A 19,720-nucleotide genomic window follows, 5' to 3' on the forward strand; every position below is an offset into this window, starting at 1 on the left:
AATGTTTGAATTTTTATTGTTACAGCATGGGTGACCATGCTGGTGATTTATACTGTCCTACGCCTAATGGTAGGCGAGCTTTAAAGCGACCATCCACTGACACCAATGCCAGTACCTGATCACCATCATGTAATGTACTGTAGATCACCATGGATCCATTAGGGGCTATACTGGGAGATTCGTCCAAATAGGTTTTAGTTAGCACTTGTAACGCTCCTGAACCCACATCTAAACGCCCTATATGATAGTTACCACGCGTGCGGTTAACTAATATAAGCTCCTGCCCGTTTGGCGAAAATGAGCCCCCAAGGTTCATTTCACCAGTGAATGTCAAGCGTTTAACACGCTTTGTGTCTAAATTTACGCTATATAGCTGAGGTTTACCACCCCGTTCTGATGTAAAAATAAGTTTCTTTCCATCAGGAGACCAACTTGGCTCTGTATCTATCGCTCTATGTTTAGTAATACGCGATAGTTTACGAGACAATAAATCCATTACGTAAATTTCAGGATCACCATCTTTAGATAACACCATAGCCATTTTTGTGCCATCCGGTGACCACTGTGGCGCACCATTAATTCCGGGGAAAGAAGCGATCATGTCACGATCTGTACTATACAAATCTTGTATATATATTTGAGCCTGAGCATTTTCAAACGTTACATAAGCTAATTTTGTCGCATCTGGCGACCAGCTAGGTGACATTAAAGGTTCAGAGCTTGAAATTAATTCGCGTTCACCAAATCCATCGTAATCAGCAACCATTAATTTATAAGGGCGCTCTGCGTTATAGTCACTCACTTTCACGTAAGCAATACGGGTTTTAAATGCGCCAGGAATACCCGTTAATGTTTCAAACACATTATCTGAGATATGATGGGCTAATTGACGGAAACGACTTAAATCAGCCGTAACATCTGCTTCGTATAAAATGTGATCATTAGTTTCAATGAGTTCACCTTCACTTAACATGCGGGAGTTGGTGCCTGTAATTTGACCACGCACAATATCTATCAAGGTGTAATGTACTTGAAATTGGTCCAGCACGGTTTGTTTAACTTCCCCTATCAAGATAGTTTCAACCCCGGCATCTAACCAAGCTTGATAATCGACGTCAGCTTCCAGATGAGGCTTTTGTGGCATGTTGATCTGGGGGAATGGGTGAAATTTTCCACTACGAGCCATGTCTGATGCGATAATTTCAGCAATATCCATGGGCAGTTCTGTCGTACCCTCGTATTTGAATGGGATAACCGCGATAGGTCGAGTGCTTTCAACCCCTTCTGTAATCAAAATTTCTAGCTTAGCCTGAGCCTGAAAACACACCACACACAAAAAACTCAAGGCTGTAATAATTCGCTTCATAGTTACTCTATTTTTTATTTTTACTTTTCAGTTAAAGGGCAAAAGTAATGTCGATATCTTTAATTTCAACAAAAACATCAGGATCTTTCGATACAGGAACCGTTTCAGTTTGAATAACAGCTCGCTCCGCCGCTTTACATAGCAGCTCGAAACCACCTAATTTACGCACACCGATAACAAAACCACTAGGCGCTAAGCGTATGTTCAACTTACAAGATTTACCTTTGTAAATTTCATCCGAAATAAGATTAGCTTTAATTGAATCATGAATTAATCTTTCGTACTTTTGCTTTTCAGTCAAAATTTGTGAACGTTTTGCTTTTTTCAACGCAGCTTGCTCGGCCGCTAATTGCTCCGCCATAAAACGTTCAATTTCAGCTTTTTCTGCTGCTTCCTGTTCTTTACGTTTGCGTTCAGCCGCTTCTTGCTCGGCTTTTTTCTTAGCTTCTTCAGCACGCTTCTTGGCTTCTGCCGCTTCTTTTTCAGCTCTCTGCTTTGCGGCTTGTTCTGCTTCTGCCGCCTTCTTAAACTCTTTTGCTCGAGCCGACTCCTTGACTTGACGCTCTTTAGCGGCTTTCGCTTCGGCTTCCGCTTGTTTTTTCTGCTGGTCTAAATCTTTAATTTTTTTCTGGTTTTTATTAATTTGATTTTGCGCTTTTTGCGCTCGGCGCTCTAAATCTCTAATACGGTTTTCTTCAGCCTGCTGCTTTGCTTCTTTTTGAGCTTGGATCCGCTTAATCTGCTTTTCCATCTCTGCTTTATTCACAGAAACCGCTTTAACTATATCGGGTTTTAACGCGCCTTTTTCATCAACTTTGCTGAGTTCACCTTCCGCCTCAATTTGCTTAACGGCCGGTGGCGCAATCTCAAAACTAAATAATAAAACAACACCAATAACAATATGAACGCCAAACGAAGAAAAGAATGACAAAATATAATTCTGCATACTTACTCCGGATTATCCGTCATTAAACCAACTGATGGCACACCAGACTTTTGCAAAAGCACCATCATTTGTACAACCGTGTTGTAATCAACTCGTCCATCTCCTTCGACCATAACAGGGCTTTCTGGCTCTTCTATCATGTAAGCGGCAACAATAGAAGCAAGCTCTGTAGGTGTTAATGGCCCTTGTTTTTCACTACCTACCGTGACGAAATATTCGTAATCGATAGTCACTGAAGCAATAATGGGTGTTTTGGTATCTTCAGCTAACGGGTTCGCTTGCGCCTGTGGCAAACTAACATTAACCCCTTGTGTAATAAAAGGAGCAGTTACCATAAAGATAATCAGTAAAACCAGCATAACGTCGATATACGGCACAACGTTAATCTCAGCGACTGGTCTACGTCGTATTTTTTGCTGAGGATGCATTAAAACTAGTGCTCCCCTGCTTTTTCATCTTTTCCAGCCAGCGCTTGACGTTGCAAAATAGCGGAAAACTCTTCCATAAAGTTATAATAACTCGTTTCAATTTTTTCGACTGAGTTTGAAAAACGGTTATATGCAACAACGGCTGGAATAGCAGCAAACAAGCCCATTGCGGTCGCAATTAACGCTTCTGCAATACCTGGAGCAACCATATTCAATGTAGCTTGCTTAACTTCACCTAACGCAATAAATGAATTCATTATCCCCCAGACGGTACCAAATAAACCAATATATGGACTAATTGAACCAACAGTGGCTAAAAATGGTAAATGAGTTTCTAGCTTTTCCACTTCTCGAGAAAGGGACACTCGCATCGCTCGATGAGTCGCATCCATCAGCATTTCTGAAGAGCCGACATTACCTTTACGTATACGGGCAAATTCTTTAAAGCCGGCTTTGAAAATAGACTCTAAACCACTTTGCTTAGCATTTGCATAATTCAACTCTTGATACAAACGTGCTAGGTCCACACCAGACCAAAATTTATCTTCAAATTGGCTAGCACTACTTTTCGCACTGCTTAACGCCGCATTACGCTGAAATATCATGGTCCATGAAATTAATGACAATAAAAGTAGTAACACCATGACGCCTTGTACAAGTAGGCTGGCTTCAAGAAATAATCCCCAAAAGGTGATATCAGCAGACACGTAGTAATTCCTCGTATATATAGTCTGGTATGCGTAGTGGCTTCATTTCAGCTAAATTAATGGTTGCCACCAAAACTTCGGCTCGGTTGATTAATTGTTCATCACACTCAATCCATTGCTCAAATATAATGCTGGCTTTTTTGAGTGTTTTAATTCGAGTCTTCACCACTAGCTCGCTATTGAACCGAGCGGCCTGAATGTTATCAACGCTAAAAGATTTAACAATAAAAGCAAAGTTTTCAGCAAGAAGATCTTGTTGACGAACACCTAAGGTATTCATCATCTCGCTGCGCGCTCGCTCATAAAACTTCAAATAATTAGCATGATAAACAACCCCACCGGCATCCGTATCTTCGTAAAAAACACGTAAGTAGTAGAAATAGGTGTTATCAATAAAGCTGGGGTTTGGCATTTTTTGCTCTTAAGCACTTACAGCATAATGCTGAATGAAGCTTTACTTAACGCTATATTTATTATTAGGTCGAAAATATGCCAAAAACTGGCGGTTAAATAAAGAGATTGGCAAGAAATCGCAAGGCTAAACGGCAATAATTTATACCGTTTAGCGCAAGTTAACAAAAGTTATACGAAAAACAACTAGATTTGCACTTTTTTGATGAGTTTATCGACACATCCGATAACGACAAAGACTAATCCTTGCTAATACCAAAGTGTTGATAAACTCTTGGCGTCGCGATCCGCCCTCTTGGGGTTCGCTGAATAAACCCTTGCTGAATAAGATAAGGTTCAATGACATCTTCGATAGTATCTTTATCCTCACCTATTGCAGCAGCCAGATTGTCCAGCCCCACGGGTCCACCATCAAATTTATCGATAATCGTATCTAGGATTTTTTTATCCATGTAGTCAAATCCCATATTATCTACTTCGAGCATATCTAAGGCAGCGGCGGCGACTTTTTGTTCTGCCTTGCCGTCTGCTTTCACATCAGCATAATCACGAACACGTCGCAATAATCGATTGGCTATTCTCGGCGTACCTCTACTACGACAAGCGACTTCTAACGCGCCCTTTTCTTCTAAATCCATATTTAGAAAACTCGCTGAACGCATAACAATTTTTTGCAGCTCTTCCGTTTTATAAAATTCAAGACGCTGAACGATACCGAAACGATCGCGCAAAGGAGAAGTCAATGAGCCAGCTCGAGTTGTAGCGCCAATTAAAGTGAATGGCGGTAAATCCAGTTTGATTGAGCGTGCAGCTGGGCCTTCACCTATCATGATATCCAACTGATAATCTTCCATCGCTGGATAAAGTACCTCTTCAACCATAGGGCTAAGTCGATGAATTTCATCAATAAATAACACATCATTCGGTTCAAGGTTTGTTAACAGCGCAGCTAAATCGCCTGCTTTTTCTAAAACGGGTCCCGATGTGGTTTTAATATTGACGCCCATTTCATTAGCTAAAATCCGAGCTAATGTGGTTTTACCTAGTCCCGGAGGACCAAAAATTAGAACATGATCTAACGCATCTTCACGTTTACGAGCGGCTTCGATATAAATCGACATTTGCTCTACAACATGCGTTTGCCCAGTATAGTCAGATAACTTTTGTGGGCGTATCGCACGATCAACGGCGTCATCTTCGCGGTCGGCGCTAGCGCTAATAATTCTATCGGCTTCAATCATGTTGGTAACTTTTTAATTGCTATTCAGGCCTTAAAGCATGGCTTTTAAGGCATCTTTAATTATGGCTTCACTCGTCATCCCAACTTTAGCCACTTTTTTAACCGTAGTTTCAGCTTGATTCGCTTTATAACCTAAGGCTATTAACGCATCAACCGCATCATTAACTGGGTTGGTTGCGGGTTCCAACACCATATCCATATTACTAGCTTGACTATCAGCTGTTGGAGTTGCTGGAATATCACGCCAGTTTTTCAAGCGATCAGACATTTCTAGCAATAAACGTTCTGCCGTTTTTTTACCAACGCCAGGGACTTTTACAATCCGACTAATATCGGCTTGGTTAACCGCCCAAATAAAGTCTTCACCTGACATGGCTGACAATATGGCTAACGCCAATTTAGGGCCTACACCATTTGCTTTTAATAATTCACGGAACAAATCACGTTCGAATTTGGCATGAAAACCATAAAGTGCTTGCGAGTCTTCTCGGAACACTTGATGCATAAAAAGTGTTGTCGCAGAATCGTCTTGCGGTAAATTATAGAAGCTAGTCATTGGCAAATTCACTTCATAGCCAACACCATTTACCTCTAATACACATTGTGGTGGTGTTTTTTCTATCACCACTCCTGTTAACCTGACTATCACAAAAACTCTACCTTCTTAATCGCCCACGCACTGTTTTACTTGCTTGTCCAGCCATGCTAATTAAACTTTGGTGAGTATGACCATGGCACATTGCTATAGCAAGTGCATCTGCTGCATCGGCTTGTGGCATTTTTGATAAATTGAGAATGCTTTGTACCATGTGTTGCACTTGGCTTTTAGCCGCATTCCCTTTACCAACAACAGCCTGCTTTATTTGCCGTGCGGAATATTCAGAAACGGGTAAATCAGCCAACATAGCAGCAACAATAGCAGCACCTCGTGCTTGTCCCAGTTTTAAAGCTGAATCAGCATTATGCGCGACAAAGACTTGCTCTATAGCAAATTCGTCTGGCTTAAACTGGCGTATGATCTCTGTGATACCTTGATGGATTTGCTTTAAACGCTCGGGCAAGGCAGCGTCACCAAGGCGAATACAACCGCTACCTAAGTATTCAAATTTATGCCCTAGCTGGCGAACAACCCCGTATCCAGTTAAACGAGAGCCGGGGTCTATGCCGAGAATAACAGGCAAAATAAAACCTAATTATTCTTTATCTTCATTGCTTACGATTTGCACGCCTAACTCTTTTAGCTGAGCTGGGTTAGCAAATCCTGGGGCATCAGTTAACGGACAAGCAGCCGTCGTTGTTTTCGGGAATGCCATAACGTCACGGATCGAAGTTGCGCCTGTCATTAACATAACCAAGCGATCTAAGCCAAACGCTAAACCAGCATGTGGAGGAGCACCAAATTTTAATGCTTCAAGTAAGAAACCAAATTTTTCTTCAGCTTCGTCTTTTTCAATCCCCAATACATCGAACACGACAGCTTGCATATCTTGTTCATGAATACGAACGGAACCGCCACCTAACTCAACACCATTTAATACCATATCGTAAGCATTAGACAAAGCTTCAGCAGGGTTCGCCTTCAGCTCTTCTGCTGTTACACCAACTGGCGCTGTAAATGGATGATGAAGCGGTGTTAAACCACCTTCAATTTCTTCAAACATTGGGAAGTCTACAACCCAAAGCGGTTTCCACTCGTCAGTTGTTAACCCTAGATCTTCACCCAATTTAAGGCGTAAAGCACCTAATGCTTCGGTTACTACATTGTATGAATCAGAACCGAAGAAAATTATATCACCAGACTCTGCTTCCACACGAGATGTAATAGCTAGCGCCGTTTCTTCAGGTAGGAATTTCAAGATTGGTGATTGTAATCCGTCGTAACCCGCCGCAGCATCATTGACTTTAATATAGGCTAAGCCTTTGGCGCCATAAATACCGACAAATTTAGTTAGTTCATCAATCCCTTTACGTGAAAATTTATCCGCTGCATTTGGTACTTTGATGACAGCTACACGGCCTTTAGCATCATTAGCTGGACCGGCAAAAACTTTAAACTCAACGTCTTTTAGTAGATCAGCAACATCAACAATTTCTAATGGGTTACGTAAATCAGGCTTATCACTACCAAAACGAGTCATAGCTTCAGCATAAGTCATACGTGGGAATTCGCCTAAATCAACACTTAGCAAATCTTGGAAAATTCCACGGATCATTTGTTCAGTGATTGCCATCACTTCGTCTGCCGACATAAATGATGTTTCGATATCTATCTGGGTAAATTCTGGTTGACGATCGGCGCGTAAATCTTCATCACGGAAACATTTAACGATTTGGTAATAGCGATCCAAGCCAGACATCATCAACAATTGCTTAAACAATTGAGGTGATTGCGGTAAAGCAAAAAACTGGCCTTTATGTGTGCGGCTAGGCACTAAATAATCTCGAGCGCCTTCAGGTGTCGCTTTAGTTAGGATCGGTGTTTCAACATCGAGGAAACCATTGTCATCCATGAAGCGACGAACAGCGCTGGTTACTTGCGCACGAAATTTCATTCGTTCAGACATTTCAGGACGACGTAAATCTAAATAACGATATTTAAGTCGTTGTTCTTCAGAATTATTTAAATGACCGTCCATGTTTAATGGCAATGGTGCTGAACTATTTAAAATAACAAGATCGTTAGCAAGTAACTCAACTGCTCCTGTTGCCATATCTTTGTTAATTTGACTATCTGGACGAGCGCGGACAGTACCTGTTACCTGAATACAAAACTCATGGCGCAATTGGTTAGCCGTTGCAAATAACTCTTCAAAATCTGGATCGATCACCACTTGCAGAATACCTTGGCGATCACGCATATCAAGAAAGATTAAGCCACCTAAATCACGACGGCGGTTAACCCAACCACAGAGTTTAACTTCCTGACCAACTAGCGACTCATTGATGTCGCCACAATAATGACTACGCATGAATGTGTAATTCCTGTGAAAAATTGACTATATACCGCGTCTGAAATAAGCGCGGCAAAAAATTGCGAGGATTATAAAGCAAAGCGAAAAAGGAAAACAGTGAGGAATGAATATGCTTTTATAGCCAATTACGATCTTAATTGGCCATTTATAGTAACAACTAAGGTTCGACTACCACCATAATCTCGATGTTCACCTAAATAAATTCCCTGCCATGTGCCCAGTGCGAAACGCCCACCACTGATTGGTACATCGATGCTAGCGCCTAAAGTGCTTGCTTTAATATGAGCAGGCATGTCATCACTGCCCTCATAGGTATGTTTATAATATGGCGCATCTTCAGGCACAAATTTATTAAAATGCGCTTCCATATCTAAACGAACTGTGGGGTCAGCATTTTCATTAAGCGTTAAGCTAGCAGAAGTGTGGCGAATAAATATATTCACCATGCCAATCTGGTAATCGCTTAGTTGTGGTAACTGACGTTCTATCTCGTCTGTAATTAAATGAAAACCACGTTGGCGTGGTTTTAACTGAATATTAAACTGTTGCCACATATGGGGTTAAGCATCTTTGTCGAAGCAAATCTCAATATGAGCATTACCCGCTTCACCTTCAAAAGGCATCAATACAATTGCACCCTCTGTCTTATGCCCTATTGTATGCCCTTTACCAGAGACAACCATGGGTGTAGCCATATCAAACTCATAGCCTTTTTCACCTAACAGTTTTTTGGCTCCACCGGTAACCATGTTAGTGATCTCACCAACCATATCGGTGACTTCTTCGTTGATTGAATCGGGGCGTTCTCCCAACATTCGCGCCATAATATCTAAGGCAAGGCCCTCATCAAATGAAATAGAAAAAGAGCCTTTTGTTTGCGGGCCGACCATTCCAATTAAACCAGATACATCACCGCGAGCCACTTCGTCTTTTTTTACTCTCGGCTTACCTGGCTTTAACTCCACCATTGCCATCGTACTTAAAACATTAAGCAGGGAAGACAAAAATGGATTAACAAATTCTACGTTCATGACTATTCCTAAAAGCCTTGTTAGATGACTTTTCCTGAAAGATTCTCTTAATGTAAACCGCATCGAGCGATAGTTCAATGTTGCAAAACTGATTTAAATGAGTTTTTTACACCTTACATATTAAAATTCCATTTAAAAATCAGAAGCTTGCTTATTAAATATGTACTTAAACGCCTATTTAAAATCAATAATCAACCGGTTAATTATCAACCATTAACTAAGCCACATTGACAAACACAGTTCAATTTATAATCAATTAAGAAATAGACTATAGCGATGTGCAAAACTTACTTATTCTTCATAACAATTAAAGACTATATAATTGCCTATATCCGATCTTCCGCACTTAATTATAGATACAGGATATTTTGTGTGGTTGCGGCCCTAAATTTTTAAGTAGATCTGTTTGTTCGATAAGCTTATCCTGTTTTACGCGCACGACAAATGCCACCGCATAGCAGTGTATTTTTCTTCAAGTGATGGCTAGCTCAGTTGATATATATCTAAAGCTTCTTTGCCAAATAAGCGAATGATTTTCTCTTCTCTTTCACTGATATTCGCGACCCCAATGCCTTGTGTTCCTAAATCAACATAACTTATCCCTCGCAGCATTTGAAAGACCCAGCGTAATGTAGGCGATTGCGTGGGGTGCCCTAACTGATTGGGCAAGGTTTCGTCTTCTTTTGTTAATCTCGCTCTCAATTCGTATTGACCTAAGTTGTAAACCAGCAACGATAAACTCATGACCATCAGTAATGCGTCTATCCGTTGTGGGTTTTGCAGGTAAATGCGATTGCTTTGAAAGGATTTGTCTTTCATGAACCTGAAACCATTTTCAACTTGAGATTGTTGCTTGTATTCCTTAAGCATTTGCGCGGGTGTTAAACTCGTTTTATTTGTGGCTAAGACGAATCGACCAAGTGGGTGCTTCGCTTGGGCTATGGCTTCTGCGTTTTCTACAATGTCTGCTATGACCCGGTAACCTTTGAGTTTTTTATCTTCTGGCTTCGGTCTTCCTCGTTTTTCGTATCCCCATTGAGCCTCTATTTCGCGTTCAACAACTTGGTGATACTTCGCTTTTTTAGCGGTATTTTTAAGTGCCTGTCTCGCGTCATGCTCACACGCATACAATGTCCCTGATACTTTTTTCAATGCGCGAGTTAATGCTTGATGTGCGTTATCGATTTTCTTTTCCAATGTTTTCAGTTGGCGAGCTTTACCTTGCTCAGAGCTGTATAGCACCCAGTTTTCATTCGGGCTGTCTTTGTCTTCATCGTTAATTTTGGCGTAACGATAACCGTTATCTAATTCGCACCATTCAAAAGCATCATCGCTTTTCGCACTATTTTGCTTAACTATGTTTAAGGTGGCTGGCACGCGTGTCAGCCAATTCACGTTGGCATTTTGAAGCTTATTCGTGTTGTACAGCGCTGAATCAGCTACCCATAACATGTCTTCGCTATTATTGAGTTCTTCAATGAAGTTACGCATATAAGCAATGCTGTCATGAAATATCGTTTTGTCTGCTGCATTACCGTCATAACTTTCATAATAAATCGGAAGTCCTGCTGGGCCGTTGGTAATGAGATTAACAACCACTTGTTTCAAGTCGGGGCGATGGTCTTTGGAATACCCTTGTTTAGGTATTGGGGCATGCTTCCAATCACCATTGTATTCACCGAATAAGGCTAAGCTGGTGCTATCTAAATGATGGCTGGTGCTTAATAAGCCATGCTCTTGAATAATTTCAAAAGCTAACTGACTAAATAAACGTGTCGTCCCGTGTTGATTCAGTTTATCAAGACATCGACCCAGCGCATCCTCATTCATATCATCGGCACAAAGCCCTGGCGCTATCAATGCCTCTATCGGTTTGTCTTTAAAAAAGTCTGGGGTCATATACAAAGTCGCATTGGTGAACCCAAGACCATTCAGGATTAGCGCGCAGATCCGCTGCCCATACGTAGACTTGGTTCGTTTATCCAATTTAATCGGCAGCATCAGGTCAATTCGCTGTGCAATTTTGTACTTTTTCAATAACGCAGCGACTAAACCAAGGTGATCCATAGATTGAATAGAGACTTGTTTGATTTGGGGCATTAATGGATCTGATAAATATAATGACAAGGATATTGTTATCTTAGCGAAGCTGTTTGAAATACTGTGTGATCTGTAGCGTGAATAAGGGTGATCTTTTACTTCAATGCTTGTGATCTATTTCGCACAATAAAGTGACTTGCTAAATTTTCAACATTTGAGATTAAAGTACGGAAGATGGGCTATATGTAAAGCATCTCGATAATAATCGCCATTAAAACCAATAAAGCTTATGAGCCAACTTATTATTTATAAAGACACCCTACCGGCACTTGCTATATTTAACAGTACGGATAAAGTTGAAATTTCAAATCACCTATCCAAAGTCAACATAGTATTCAAAGATAACAGTCAGCGTACCGTTACAAGTCAAAATAAAGAAGCCATTCTAACAGCACATGACTCGGTTATTAATAGCATAGCTTTGTTAACAAAGTATAAAAGTCGTGACCTTGTCTCGGTTGACGAGTCTACGCCAAACAAAGCGGATTTAAGAGCAAAATACATGTTTGAACACACTCACAATGAAGATGAAGTGCGCTTTTTTGTCGACGGTCGAGCATTATTCTGCCTGCATATCGGTAGTAATATATATCAAGTCATTTGTGAAAAGGGAGATTTAATTTCTATACCCAAAGATACAGCCCACTGGTTTGACATGGGAAGTAATCCTAATTTCTCGGTGATCCGTTTTTTTATGAATGAAAAAGGTTGGATAGCATCAGCAACGGGATCGGATATTGCTGCTCACTTTCCAACACTAGATCAAATTGACAACAAGCAGCTAAGCTAAATTTCTTTAACCCAAAGCACTCCAACTTCAGCTCTTATAACTTCAACTTCTTTGCCAGCAGGGATCACTTCGTGACTTTTAAGTGTCCAAAGAATGCCTGATAGTTTGTGCTGTGCTTTAGAGTTTAACGATACTTCGTCCGCTACAAAAAATCTAAGCCCAGTAAAGTCGCTTTTTACCATTTTATTGTCTGCTTTATCTTGAATGTTTTTTAACGGTTTCCAAAGCAATAAAGCCAAACAACTTGTGAAAATAGCGTTCGACAGGGCGATAGCACTCAAGCTGTCTGGTAATACACCTAACCAAACTGCACCACCAGTTATTAACAATGAAATACCAAAGAAAAACAAAATGAAAGTGGCAAAACCAAGTACCGCAACTTCAATTGTTAGAAGAATGATACCAACAGCAATCAAAGTTTCAGGTACATGACTGCTTATAAACTCAAACATTAAACTTTACTCCCTTGTAGGGCACTAATAATACTGGTCGCCTGAGCTACGATAGAACTAGCTTCTGTTGAGTTGTCAGGTAATAAAACCACACTAGATTCTTTTGCAATCGCTTGTTTAGCTGCAATAGCTTTAGTAGCAAGGTCTAGTTCCACTGCTTTTTGTCCATCACTAGTCGCAGCAGCTTCACCAACAACTTTAAGAGCTTGAGCTTGTGCATCTGCAACAGCCACTATAGCTTTAGCTTCACCTTCTGCATTTAAAACTTGCTCTTGTTTCTCTGCTTCTGCCGCTAAAACACGAGCTTGCTTTTCACCTTCGGCAATATTAATTGCTGCTTGTTTTTCCCCTTCTGATTCTAATATTTTAGCTCTTCTCTCTCGCTCTGCTTTCATTTGTGATTCCATCGCATTCATGATGGAATTAGGAGGCGTAATATCTTTTATCTCGTATCTCAATACAACAACACCCCAAGTTTCAGAAGCCTCATTGATAGCCGTTACAATGCGTGCATTTAGAGAATCTCTTTCTTCAAAGGTTTTATCTAAGTCAATTTTACCTATTTCTGAACGCATGGTTGTTTGCGCCAATTGCGTCACAGCAAAGATATAATCTTCAACACCATATGTTGCTTTGTACGGGTCCAATACTCGAAAATAAAGTACACCATCGACAGTCAGGGAGATGTTATCTTTGGTAATAGCCGCTTGGCTAGGTACATCAAATGCTTGTTCTTTTAAGGATCGATCAGCTGAAACCTTATCTAAAAAAGGGATTATAAAATTTAGTCCCGCTTCTTTAGTTGATTGATATTTTCCGAAGCGCTCGATTATCCATGCGCGGTTTTGTGGTACAAACTTAATAGATGCTTTTAGTGTTACCAACACAAATATGATGGCCGCAACGGGTACTATTGCAATTGATTCTAATATTTCGTTCATTACTTACTCCTTTAATTTTCTTTGATTGGCTTAATCAACAACTCTAATTGACTAAGGTTTAGACAAGATAACAATCAAAGACATAATATGTCAATAAATTTTGACATATTATGTCTTTGGGTTTATAGCAATTGAATTAAAGTTAACTATCGCAAACATTTAAACAAATACAATAAATAGAAAGGATATTTTGAAGGCTATAACGCAAAAAGCCCTTAGCTAACGCTAAGGGCTTCTTTTCGAATAAGAGCCTGACAGTGTGCTACTCTCACATGGGACCTCCCACACTACCATCGCCGCAATTGCGTTTCACTTCTGAGTTCGAGATGGAGTCAGGTGGTTCCGCAATGCTATCGCCGTCAGGCATAAACTGTTATGTATTCAACTCTTGAGTTAAATACCAATTAGGCTCGTAATAAGTTCGTTATATTTTCTAGTGAATCTAGTCAATTCATTTTTTAATAGTTCGTGTTATTCAGTGTCATCTCACACAAAGCCACTTCGGCGTTGTATGGTTAAGCCTCACGGGCAATTAGTACAGGTTAGCTCAAAGCCTCACAACTCTTACACACCCTGCCTATCAACGTTGTAGTCTCCAACAACCCTTTAGGGACTTAAAGTCCAGTGAGAACTCATCTCGAGGCTCGCTTCCCGCTTAGATGCTTTCAGCGGTTATCGATTCCGAACATAGCTACCCGGCAGTGCACTTGGCAATACAACCGGAACACCAGAGGTTCGTCCACTCCGGTCCTCTCGTACTAGGAGCAGCCCCTCTCAATTCTCAAACGCCCACGGCAGATAGGGACCGAACTGTCTCACGACGTTCTAAACCCAGCTCGCGTACCACTTTAAATGGCGAACAGCCATACCCTTGGGACCGACTTCAGCCCCAGGATGTGATGAGCCGACATCGAGGTGCCAAACACCGCCGTCGATATGAACTCTTGGGCGGTATCAGCCTGTTATCCCCGGAGTACCTTTTATCCGTTGAGCGATGGCCCTTCCATTCAGAACCACCGGATCACTATGACCTGCTTTCGCACCTGCTCGACGTGTCTGTCTCGCAGTTAAGCTGACTTCTGCCATTGCACTAACCGTACGATGTCCGACCGTACTTAGTCAACCTTCGTGCTCCTCCGTTACTATTTGGGAGGAGACCGCCCCAGTCAAACTACCCACCAGGCAGTGTCCCTATTCCCGATTCAGGGAACGAGGTTAGAACATCAAACATACAAGGGTGGTATTTCAAGGATGGCTCCACAATATCTGGCGACACTGCTTCAAAGCCTCCCACCTATCCTACACATGTAGGCTCAATGTTCACTGCCAAGCTGTAGTAAAGGTTCACGGGGTCTTTCCGTCTAGCCGCGGGTACACAGCATCTTCACTGCGATTTCAATTTCACTGAGTCTCGGGTGGAGACAGCGTGGCCATGATTACACCATTCGTGCAGGTCGGAACTTACCCGACAAGGAATTTCGCTACCTTAGGACCGTTATAGTTACGGCCGCCGTTTACCGGGGCTTCGATCAAGAGCTTCTCCGAAGATAACCCCATCAATTAACCTTCCGGCACCGGGCAGGTGTCACACCGTATACGTCATCTTGCGATTTTGCACAGTGCTGTGTTTTTAATAAACAGTTCCAGCCACCTGGTCACTGCGACTGTCGTTCGCTTACACCGTAAAGGCTTAACAAACAACAGCGTACCTTCTCCCGAAGTTACGGTACTATTTTGCCTAGTTCCTTCACCCGAGTTCTCTCAAGCGCCTTAGTATTCTCTACCTGACCACCTGTGTCGGTTTGGAGTACGGTTCGAATATATCTGAAGCTTAGCGGATTTTCCTGGAAGCATGGCATCATTCACTTCAACTCCGTAGAGTCTCGTCTCGTATCTCAGCCTTAGAAAACCGGATTTGCCTAGTTTTCCAGCCTACATACTTTCACGTGGACTACCAACGCCACGATGAATTAGCCTTCTCCGTCCCCACATCGCAATATATTCAAGCACGGGAATATTAACCCGTTTCCCATCGACTACGCCATTCGGCCTCGCCTTAGGGGCCGGCTTACCCTACCCTGATTAGCATGGGATAGGAAACCTTGGTCTTTCGGCGTGGAGGTTTTTCACCCCCATTATCGTTACTCATGTCAGCATTCGCACTTCTGATACCTCCAGCAAGCTTTACAACTCACCTTCAACAGCTTACAGAACGCTCCCCTACCCCACATGCAAAGCATGTAGCCGCAGCTTCGGTGCATAGTTTAGCCCCGTTACATCTTCCGCGCAGACCGACTCGACCAGTGAGCTATTACGCTTTCTTTAAAGGGTGGCTGCTTCTAAGCCAACCTCCTGGCTGTCTATGCCTTTCCACATCGTTTCCCACTTAACTATGACTTTGGGACCTTAGCTGGCGGTCTGGGTTGTTGCCCTCTTCACGGCGGACGTTAGCACCCGTCGTGTGTCTCCCGGATAGTACTCATTGGTATTCGGAGTTTGCAAAGGGTTGGTAAGTCGGGATGACCCCCTAGCCTTAACAGTGCTCTACCCCCAATGGTATTCGTCCGAGGCTCTACCTAAATAGATTTCGGGGAGAACCAGCTATCTCCCGGCTTGATTAGCCTTTCACTCCGACCCACAGGTCATCCCCTAACTTTTCAACGTTAGTGGGTTCGGTCCTCCAGTTGATGTTACTCAACCTTCAACCTGCCCATGGGTAGATCGCCGGGTTTCGGGTCTATACCCAGCAACTCAACGCGCAGTTAACACTCGCTTTCGCTACGGCTCCCCTAAACGGTTAACCTTGCTACTGAATATAAGTCGCTGACCCATTATACAAAAGGTACGCAGTCACAACACGAAGTTGCTCCCACTGCTTGTACGTACACGGTTTCAGGTTCTATTTCACTCCCCTCACAGGGGTTCTTTTCGCCTTTCCCTCACGGTACTGGTTCACTATCGGTCAGTTAGGAGTATTTAGCCTTGGAGGATGGTCCCCCCATCTTCAGTCAAGATATCACGTGTCCCGACCTACTTAATATGGACATTACACTTTTTCGCATACAGGACTATCACCTACTATGGTCAAACTTTCCAGAATGTTCTGCTGAAGTGTAATATCTCGGCTGAACCCCGTTCGCTCGCCGCTACTAAGGGTATCTCAATTGATTTCTTTTCCTCCGGGTACTTAGATGTTTCAGTTCTCCGGGTTCGCCTCTTACACCTATGTATTCAGTGCAAGATACTCCTAAGAGTGGGTTGCCCCATTCGGAAATCCTGGACTCAACGCGTTTTATCAACTCGTCCAGGCTTATCGCAGATTAACACGTCCTTCATCGCCTCTAACTGCCAAGGCATCCACCGTGTACGCTTAGTCACTTAACCATACAACCCGAAATAACCTTTCGATTATTCAAATCGTATAAATCAAAATGACACTTTCACGCGCCTATTAAATTTTGAATACTAAATTCACTATATGGATGAACTTATTACTTTTGCCTAATTGTTAAAGAACATTTGGTTGCTTACTTTCGTAAGATATCGACCTTCACAATGAAAAATCGACAATAAAAAACCAAACATAATCAAACGAGGTAAATTCATTACTGAACCTATCAATCGATTAGGTTTGGTTTCTTGTGTAGAGTTAATGTGTTTTTATTTCCATGACCAATCCCTAAGAAAGGAGTTGGTGGAGCTAAGCAGGATCGAACTGCTGACCTCCTGCGTGCAAGGCAGGCGCTCTCCCAGCTGAGCTATAGCCCCATTTTCCCGATAGATTAACTATCTAAAAACAGTTGCGAGTCATTTGCTTAAGATTGTAATTTCATTTGGGACAAGGCATTTTATTGCTACGTTTAGCCTGCTAAACGAGTAACAAAATAATGAAGTATCAAGTGAAATTTGGTAGGTCTGGGCAGACTTGAACTGCCGACCTCACCCTTATCAGGGGTGCGCTCTAACCAGCTGAGCTACAGACCTAAATCTTTAGCCTCGGCACTCAGCCGAATGACTCTCTCTTCAACCACTTTGGTAACTTCTTATCTGTGTGAACACTCAGTAAATTTCAAGTCTTAGGTAAGGAGGTGATCCAGCCCCAGGTTCCCCTAGGGCTACCTTGTTACGACTTCACCCCAGTCATGAACCACACCGTGGTGAACGCCCATTATTAAGCTATCCACTTCTGGTGCAGCCCACTCCCATGGTGTGACGGGCGGTGTGTACAAGGCCCGGGAACGTATTCACCGCAGCATTCTGATCTGCGATTACTAGCGATTCCGACTTCATGGGGTCGAGTTGCAGACCCCAATCCGGACTACGAACGGCTTTAAGGGATTCGCTAACCATCGCTGGCTCGCCGCCCTCTGTACCGTCCATTGTAGCACGTGTGTAGCCCATCCCGTAAGGGCCATGATGACTTGACGTCGTCCCCACCTTCCTCCGGTTTGTCACCGGCAGTCTCCTTAGAGTTCCCGACCTAATCGCTGGCAACTAAGGATAAGGGTTGCGCTCGTTGCGGGACTTAACCCAACATTTCACAACACGAGCTGACGACAGCCATGCAGCACCTGTCTCTACGCTCCCGAAGGCACAAAAGCATCTCTGCTAATTTCGTAGGATGTCAAGGGATGGTAAGGTTCTTCGCGTTGCATCGAATTAAACCACATGCTCCACCGCTTGTGCGGGCCCCCGTCAATTCATTTGAGTTTTAATCTTGCGACCGTACTCCCCAGGCGGTCTACTTAGTGCGTTAGCTGCGCCACTCACGTTTCAAGAACACAAACAGCTAGTAGACATCGTTTACGGCGTGGACTACCAGGGTATCTAATCCTGTTCGCTACCCACGCTTTCGAACCTCAGCGTCAGTCACTGTCCAGGGGGCCGCCTTCGCCACTGGTATTCCTTCAGATCTCTACGCATTTCACCGCTACACCTGAAATTCTACCCCCCTCTACAGGACTCTAGCCAGACAGTTTTGAATGCACGGCCGAGGTTAAGCCCCGGTTTTTCACATCCAACTTATCTAGCCGCCTACGCTCGCTTTACGCCCAGTAATTCCGATTAACGCTCGCACCCTCCGTATTACCGCGGCTGCTGGCACGGAGTTAGCCGGTGCTTCTTCTGTTGCTAACGTCACATCATACGGGTATTAACCGCACAACTTTCCTCACAACTGAAAGTGCTTTACAACCCTAAGGCCTTCTTCACACACGCGGCATGGCTGCATCAGGGTTTCCCCCATTGTGCAATATTCCCCACTGCTGCCTCCCGTAGGAGTCTGGACCGTGTCTCAGTTCCAGTGTGGCTGATCATCCTCTCAGACCAGCTAGGGATCGTCGCCTTGGTGAGCCATTACCTCACCAACAAGCTAATCCCACTTGGGTTGATCTTAAGGCGAGAGCTAAAAGCCCCCTTTAATCCGTAGATACTATGCAGTATTAGCCATCGTTTCCAATGGTTATCCTCCACCTTAAGGCACATCCCCAAGCATTACTCACCCGTCCGCCGCTCGTCATCTTCTAGCAAGCTAGAAATGTTACCGCTCGACTTGCATGTGTTAGGCCTGCCGCCAGCGTTCAATCTGAGCCATGATCAAACTCTTCAAAAAAGTAAATCTGGGTCTCAATGAATTCTGATTTTTTACTCAACAACCAAAGTCGTTGAAGCAAGTTTTAAGACTGTATAAGTCACTCATTCTTCATCAAGTAATTTTTTATACCTGAATATTTACGAGTGCCCACACAGATAAGTAAGCTACCAAATTGTTAAAGAACTGCACTTTTAAAGTGCTTACTTCAAGACCAGCGCCCTGAAGTGAGGCGCGCATTCTACGCTAAACCTCTTTGATGTCAACAACAGTTTTAAACTTTTTTGACATCGTTTTCGACGTTGCTTTTTTAAAGCTTGGTAGCGAAACTTGGTAAAACCGTTTGTTTGCTGCCCCGTCGTTGTGGCGCGCATTATAGGGATGATAAGTCTGGCGTCAACAAATTTTTTAATAAAAATAACAAAAAAACCTTATCGTATAAAATATAGACAGATCGTGTATATTATTTGGTGTTTTTTACATTTATAAGCCATATGCTCTGGTGAATATGCATGTAATACTTAGCTGATGTTTCATTTCAATTCACTAAGATTTTAATACAATCCGTATAAGCTATATTTACTGAACCAAGTAATGACTATTCCATTAATATAACTAGCACTAATTCACTGTTGTGCTCTCATACCACAGAATAATAAATATCCATATCAAAGGCATGGTTTTAGTTTTAATAAAACGACTATATACAATTCTATAAATTAAGCAGATATAAGCGCGAAGACTAA

The 19,720-nt window shown here is 42.6% G+C and carries 15 protein-coding genes, 2 tRNA genes and 3 rRNA genes; 1 reads left to right on the plus strand and 19 read right to left on the minus strand.

The genetic code is table 11. The features are described from left to right. Window positions 1-19 precede the first annotated feature (19 nt). The 12 genes from tolB to C2869_RS20155 form a co-directional block, all read right to left on the minus strand. The gene (gene tolB, locus C2869_RS20100; protein WP_108604613.1) at window positions 20-1,366 is read right to left on the minus strand and encodes a Tol-Pal system beta propeller repeat protein TolB; all 1,347 of its coding nucleotides are present in this window, start codon (window positions 1,364-1,366) and stop codon (window positions 20-22) included. 31 nt (window positions 1,367-1,397) lie between these two features. Continuing rightward, entirely contained in the window at window positions 1,398-2,312 is a 915-nt protein-coding gene (gene tolA, locus C2869_RS20105) for a cell envelope integrity protein TolA (protein WP_108604614.1), read from the minus strand. Between the two features lie 2 nt (window positions 2,313-2,314). After that, complete coding sequence (gene tolR, locus C2869_RS20110) at window positions 2,315-2,740, minus strand: protein TolR (RefSeq protein ID WP_108604615.1); 426 nt, start codon at window positions 2,738-2,740, stop codon at window positions 2,315-2,317. Window positions 2,741-2,745: 5 nt separating this feature from the next. Next, the gene (gene tolQ, locus C2869_RS20115) at window positions 2,746-3,447 is read right to left on the minus strand and encodes a protein TolQ (RefSeq protein WP_108604616.1); all 702 of its coding nucleotides are present in this window, start codon (window positions 3,445-3,447) and stop codon (window positions 2,746-2,748) included. Beyond that, window positions 3,437-3,859 (minus strand): YbgC/FadM family acyl-CoA thioesterase, encoded by a 423-nt coding sequence (locus tag C2869_RS20120; protein WP_108604617.1) that lies wholly within the window; start codon window positions 3,857-3,859, stop codon window positions 3,437-3,439. Before C2869_RS20120 ends, tolQ begins: the two co-directional genes overlap by 11 nt. 238 nt (window positions 3,860-4,097) lie before the next feature. Continuing rightward, the gene (gene ruvB, locus C2869_RS20125; RefSeq protein WP_108604618.1) at window positions 4,098-5,099 is read right to left on the minus strand and encodes a Holliday junction branch migration DNA helicase RuvB; all 1,002 of its coding nucleotides are present in this window, start codon (window positions 5,097-5,099) and stop codon (window positions 4,098-4,100) included. A gap of 30 nt (window positions 5,100-5,129) precedes the next feature. Next, window positions 5,130-5,747, minus strand: a complete 618-nt coding sequence (gene ruvA, locus C2869_RS20130) for a Holliday junction branch migration protein RuvA (RefSeq protein ID WP_108604619.1) — start codon at window positions 5,745-5,747, stop codon at window positions 5,130-5,132. Between the two features lie 7 nt (window positions 5,748-5,754). Next, window positions 5,755-6,279: a crossover junction endodeoxyribonuclease RuvC gene (gene ruvC, locus C2869_RS20135; RefSeq protein WP_108604620.1), complete on the minus strand. Its 525-nt coding sequence runs from the start codon at window positions 6,277-6,279 to the stop codon at window positions 5,755-5,757. Between the two features lie 12 nt (window positions 6,280-6,291). After that, a complete protein-coding gene (aspS, locus tag C2869_RS20140) occupies window positions 6,292-8,067 on the minus strand; it encodes an aspartate--tRNA ligase (RefSeq protein ID WP_108604621.1) in 1,776 nt (591 codons plus the stop codon). Between the two features lie 128 nt (window positions 8,068-8,195). Then, window positions 8,196-8,624: a secondary thiamine-phosphate synthase enzyme YjbQ gene (locus C2869_RS20145; protein ID WP_108604622.1), complete on the minus strand. Its 429-nt coding sequence runs from the start codon at window positions 8,622-8,624 to the stop codon at window positions 8,196-8,198. 6 nt (window positions 8,625-8,630) lie between these two features. Next, window positions 8,631-9,101: a chemotaxis protein CheX gene (locus tag C2869_RS20150; RefSeq protein WP_108604623.1), complete on the minus strand. Its 471-nt coding sequence runs from the start codon at window positions 9,099-9,101 to the stop codon at window positions 8,631-8,633. Window positions 9,102-9,584: 483 nt separating this feature from the next. Beyond that, window positions 9,585-11,201 carry an IS1634 family transposase gene (locus C2869_RS20155; RefSeq protein WP_159083991.1) on the minus strand — a complete coding sequence of 539 codons (1,617 nt, stop codon included), beginning with the start codon at window positions 11,199-11,201 and terminating at the stop codon, window positions 9,585-9,587. Between the two features lie 229 nt (window positions 11,202-11,430). On the opposite strand from C2869_RS20155, the gene C2869_RS20160 reads away from it, so the two are divergent. Further along, window positions 11,431-11,991: a 1,2-dihydroxy-3-keto-5-methylthiopentene dioxygenase gene (locus C2869_RS20160; RefSeq protein ID WP_108604624.1), complete on the plus strand. Its 561-nt coding sequence runs from the start codon at window positions 11,431-11,433 to the stop codon at window positions 11,989-11,991. On the opposite strand, the gene C2869_RS20165 is transcribed toward C2869_RS20160, so the two are convergent. The 7 genes from C2869_RS20165 to C2869_RS20195 all read right to left on the minus strand — a co-directional run bounded on the left by C2869_RS20165 (window position 11,988) and on the right by C2869_RS20195 (window position 18,995). Next, window positions 11,988-12,443 (minus strand): NfeD family protein, encoded by a 456-nt coding sequence (locus tag C2869_RS20165; RefSeq protein WP_108604625.1) that lies wholly within the window; start codon window positions 12,441-12,443, stop codon window positions 11,988-11,990. The genes C2869_RS20160 and C2869_RS20165 overlap by 4 nt on opposite strands. Beyond that, complete coding sequence (locus C2869_RS20170) at window positions 12,443-13,384, minus strand: SPFH domain-containing protein (RefSeq protein WP_108604626.1); 942 nt, start codon at window positions 13,382-13,384, stop codon at window positions 12,443-12,445. Before C2869_RS20170 ends, C2869_RS20165 begins: the two co-directional genes overlap by 1 nt. 249 nt (window positions 13,385-13,633) lie before the next feature. After that, window positions 13,634-13,748, minus strand: a 5S ribosomal RNA gene (gene rrf, locus C2869_RS20175). Between the two features lie 147 nt (window positions 13,749-13,895). Next, window positions 13,896-16,768 (minus strand): 23S ribosomal RNA (locus C2869_RS20180). 308 nt (window positions 16,769-17,076) lie between these two features. Beyond that, window positions 17,077-17,152: transfer RNA gene (locus C2869_RS20185), tRNA-Ala, on the minus strand. Between the two features lie 139 nt (window positions 17,153-17,291). Next, window positions 17,292-17,368 (minus strand) — tRNA-Ile (locus C2869_RS20190). A gap of 97 nt (window positions 17,369-17,465) precedes the next feature. Further along, window positions 17,466-18,995, minus strand: a 16S ribosomal RNA gene (locus C2869_RS20195). The 16S, 23S and 5S rRNA genes sit together here with 2 tRNA genes alongside, the layout of an rRNA operon. Window positions 18,996-19,720: the final 725 nt, after the last annotated feature.

The sequence above is a fragment of the Saccharobesus litoralis genome (assembly GCF_003063625.1).
GTDB lineage: Bacteria > Pseudomonadota > Gammaproteobacteria > Enterobacterales > Alteromonadaceae > Saccharobesus > Saccharobesus litoralis.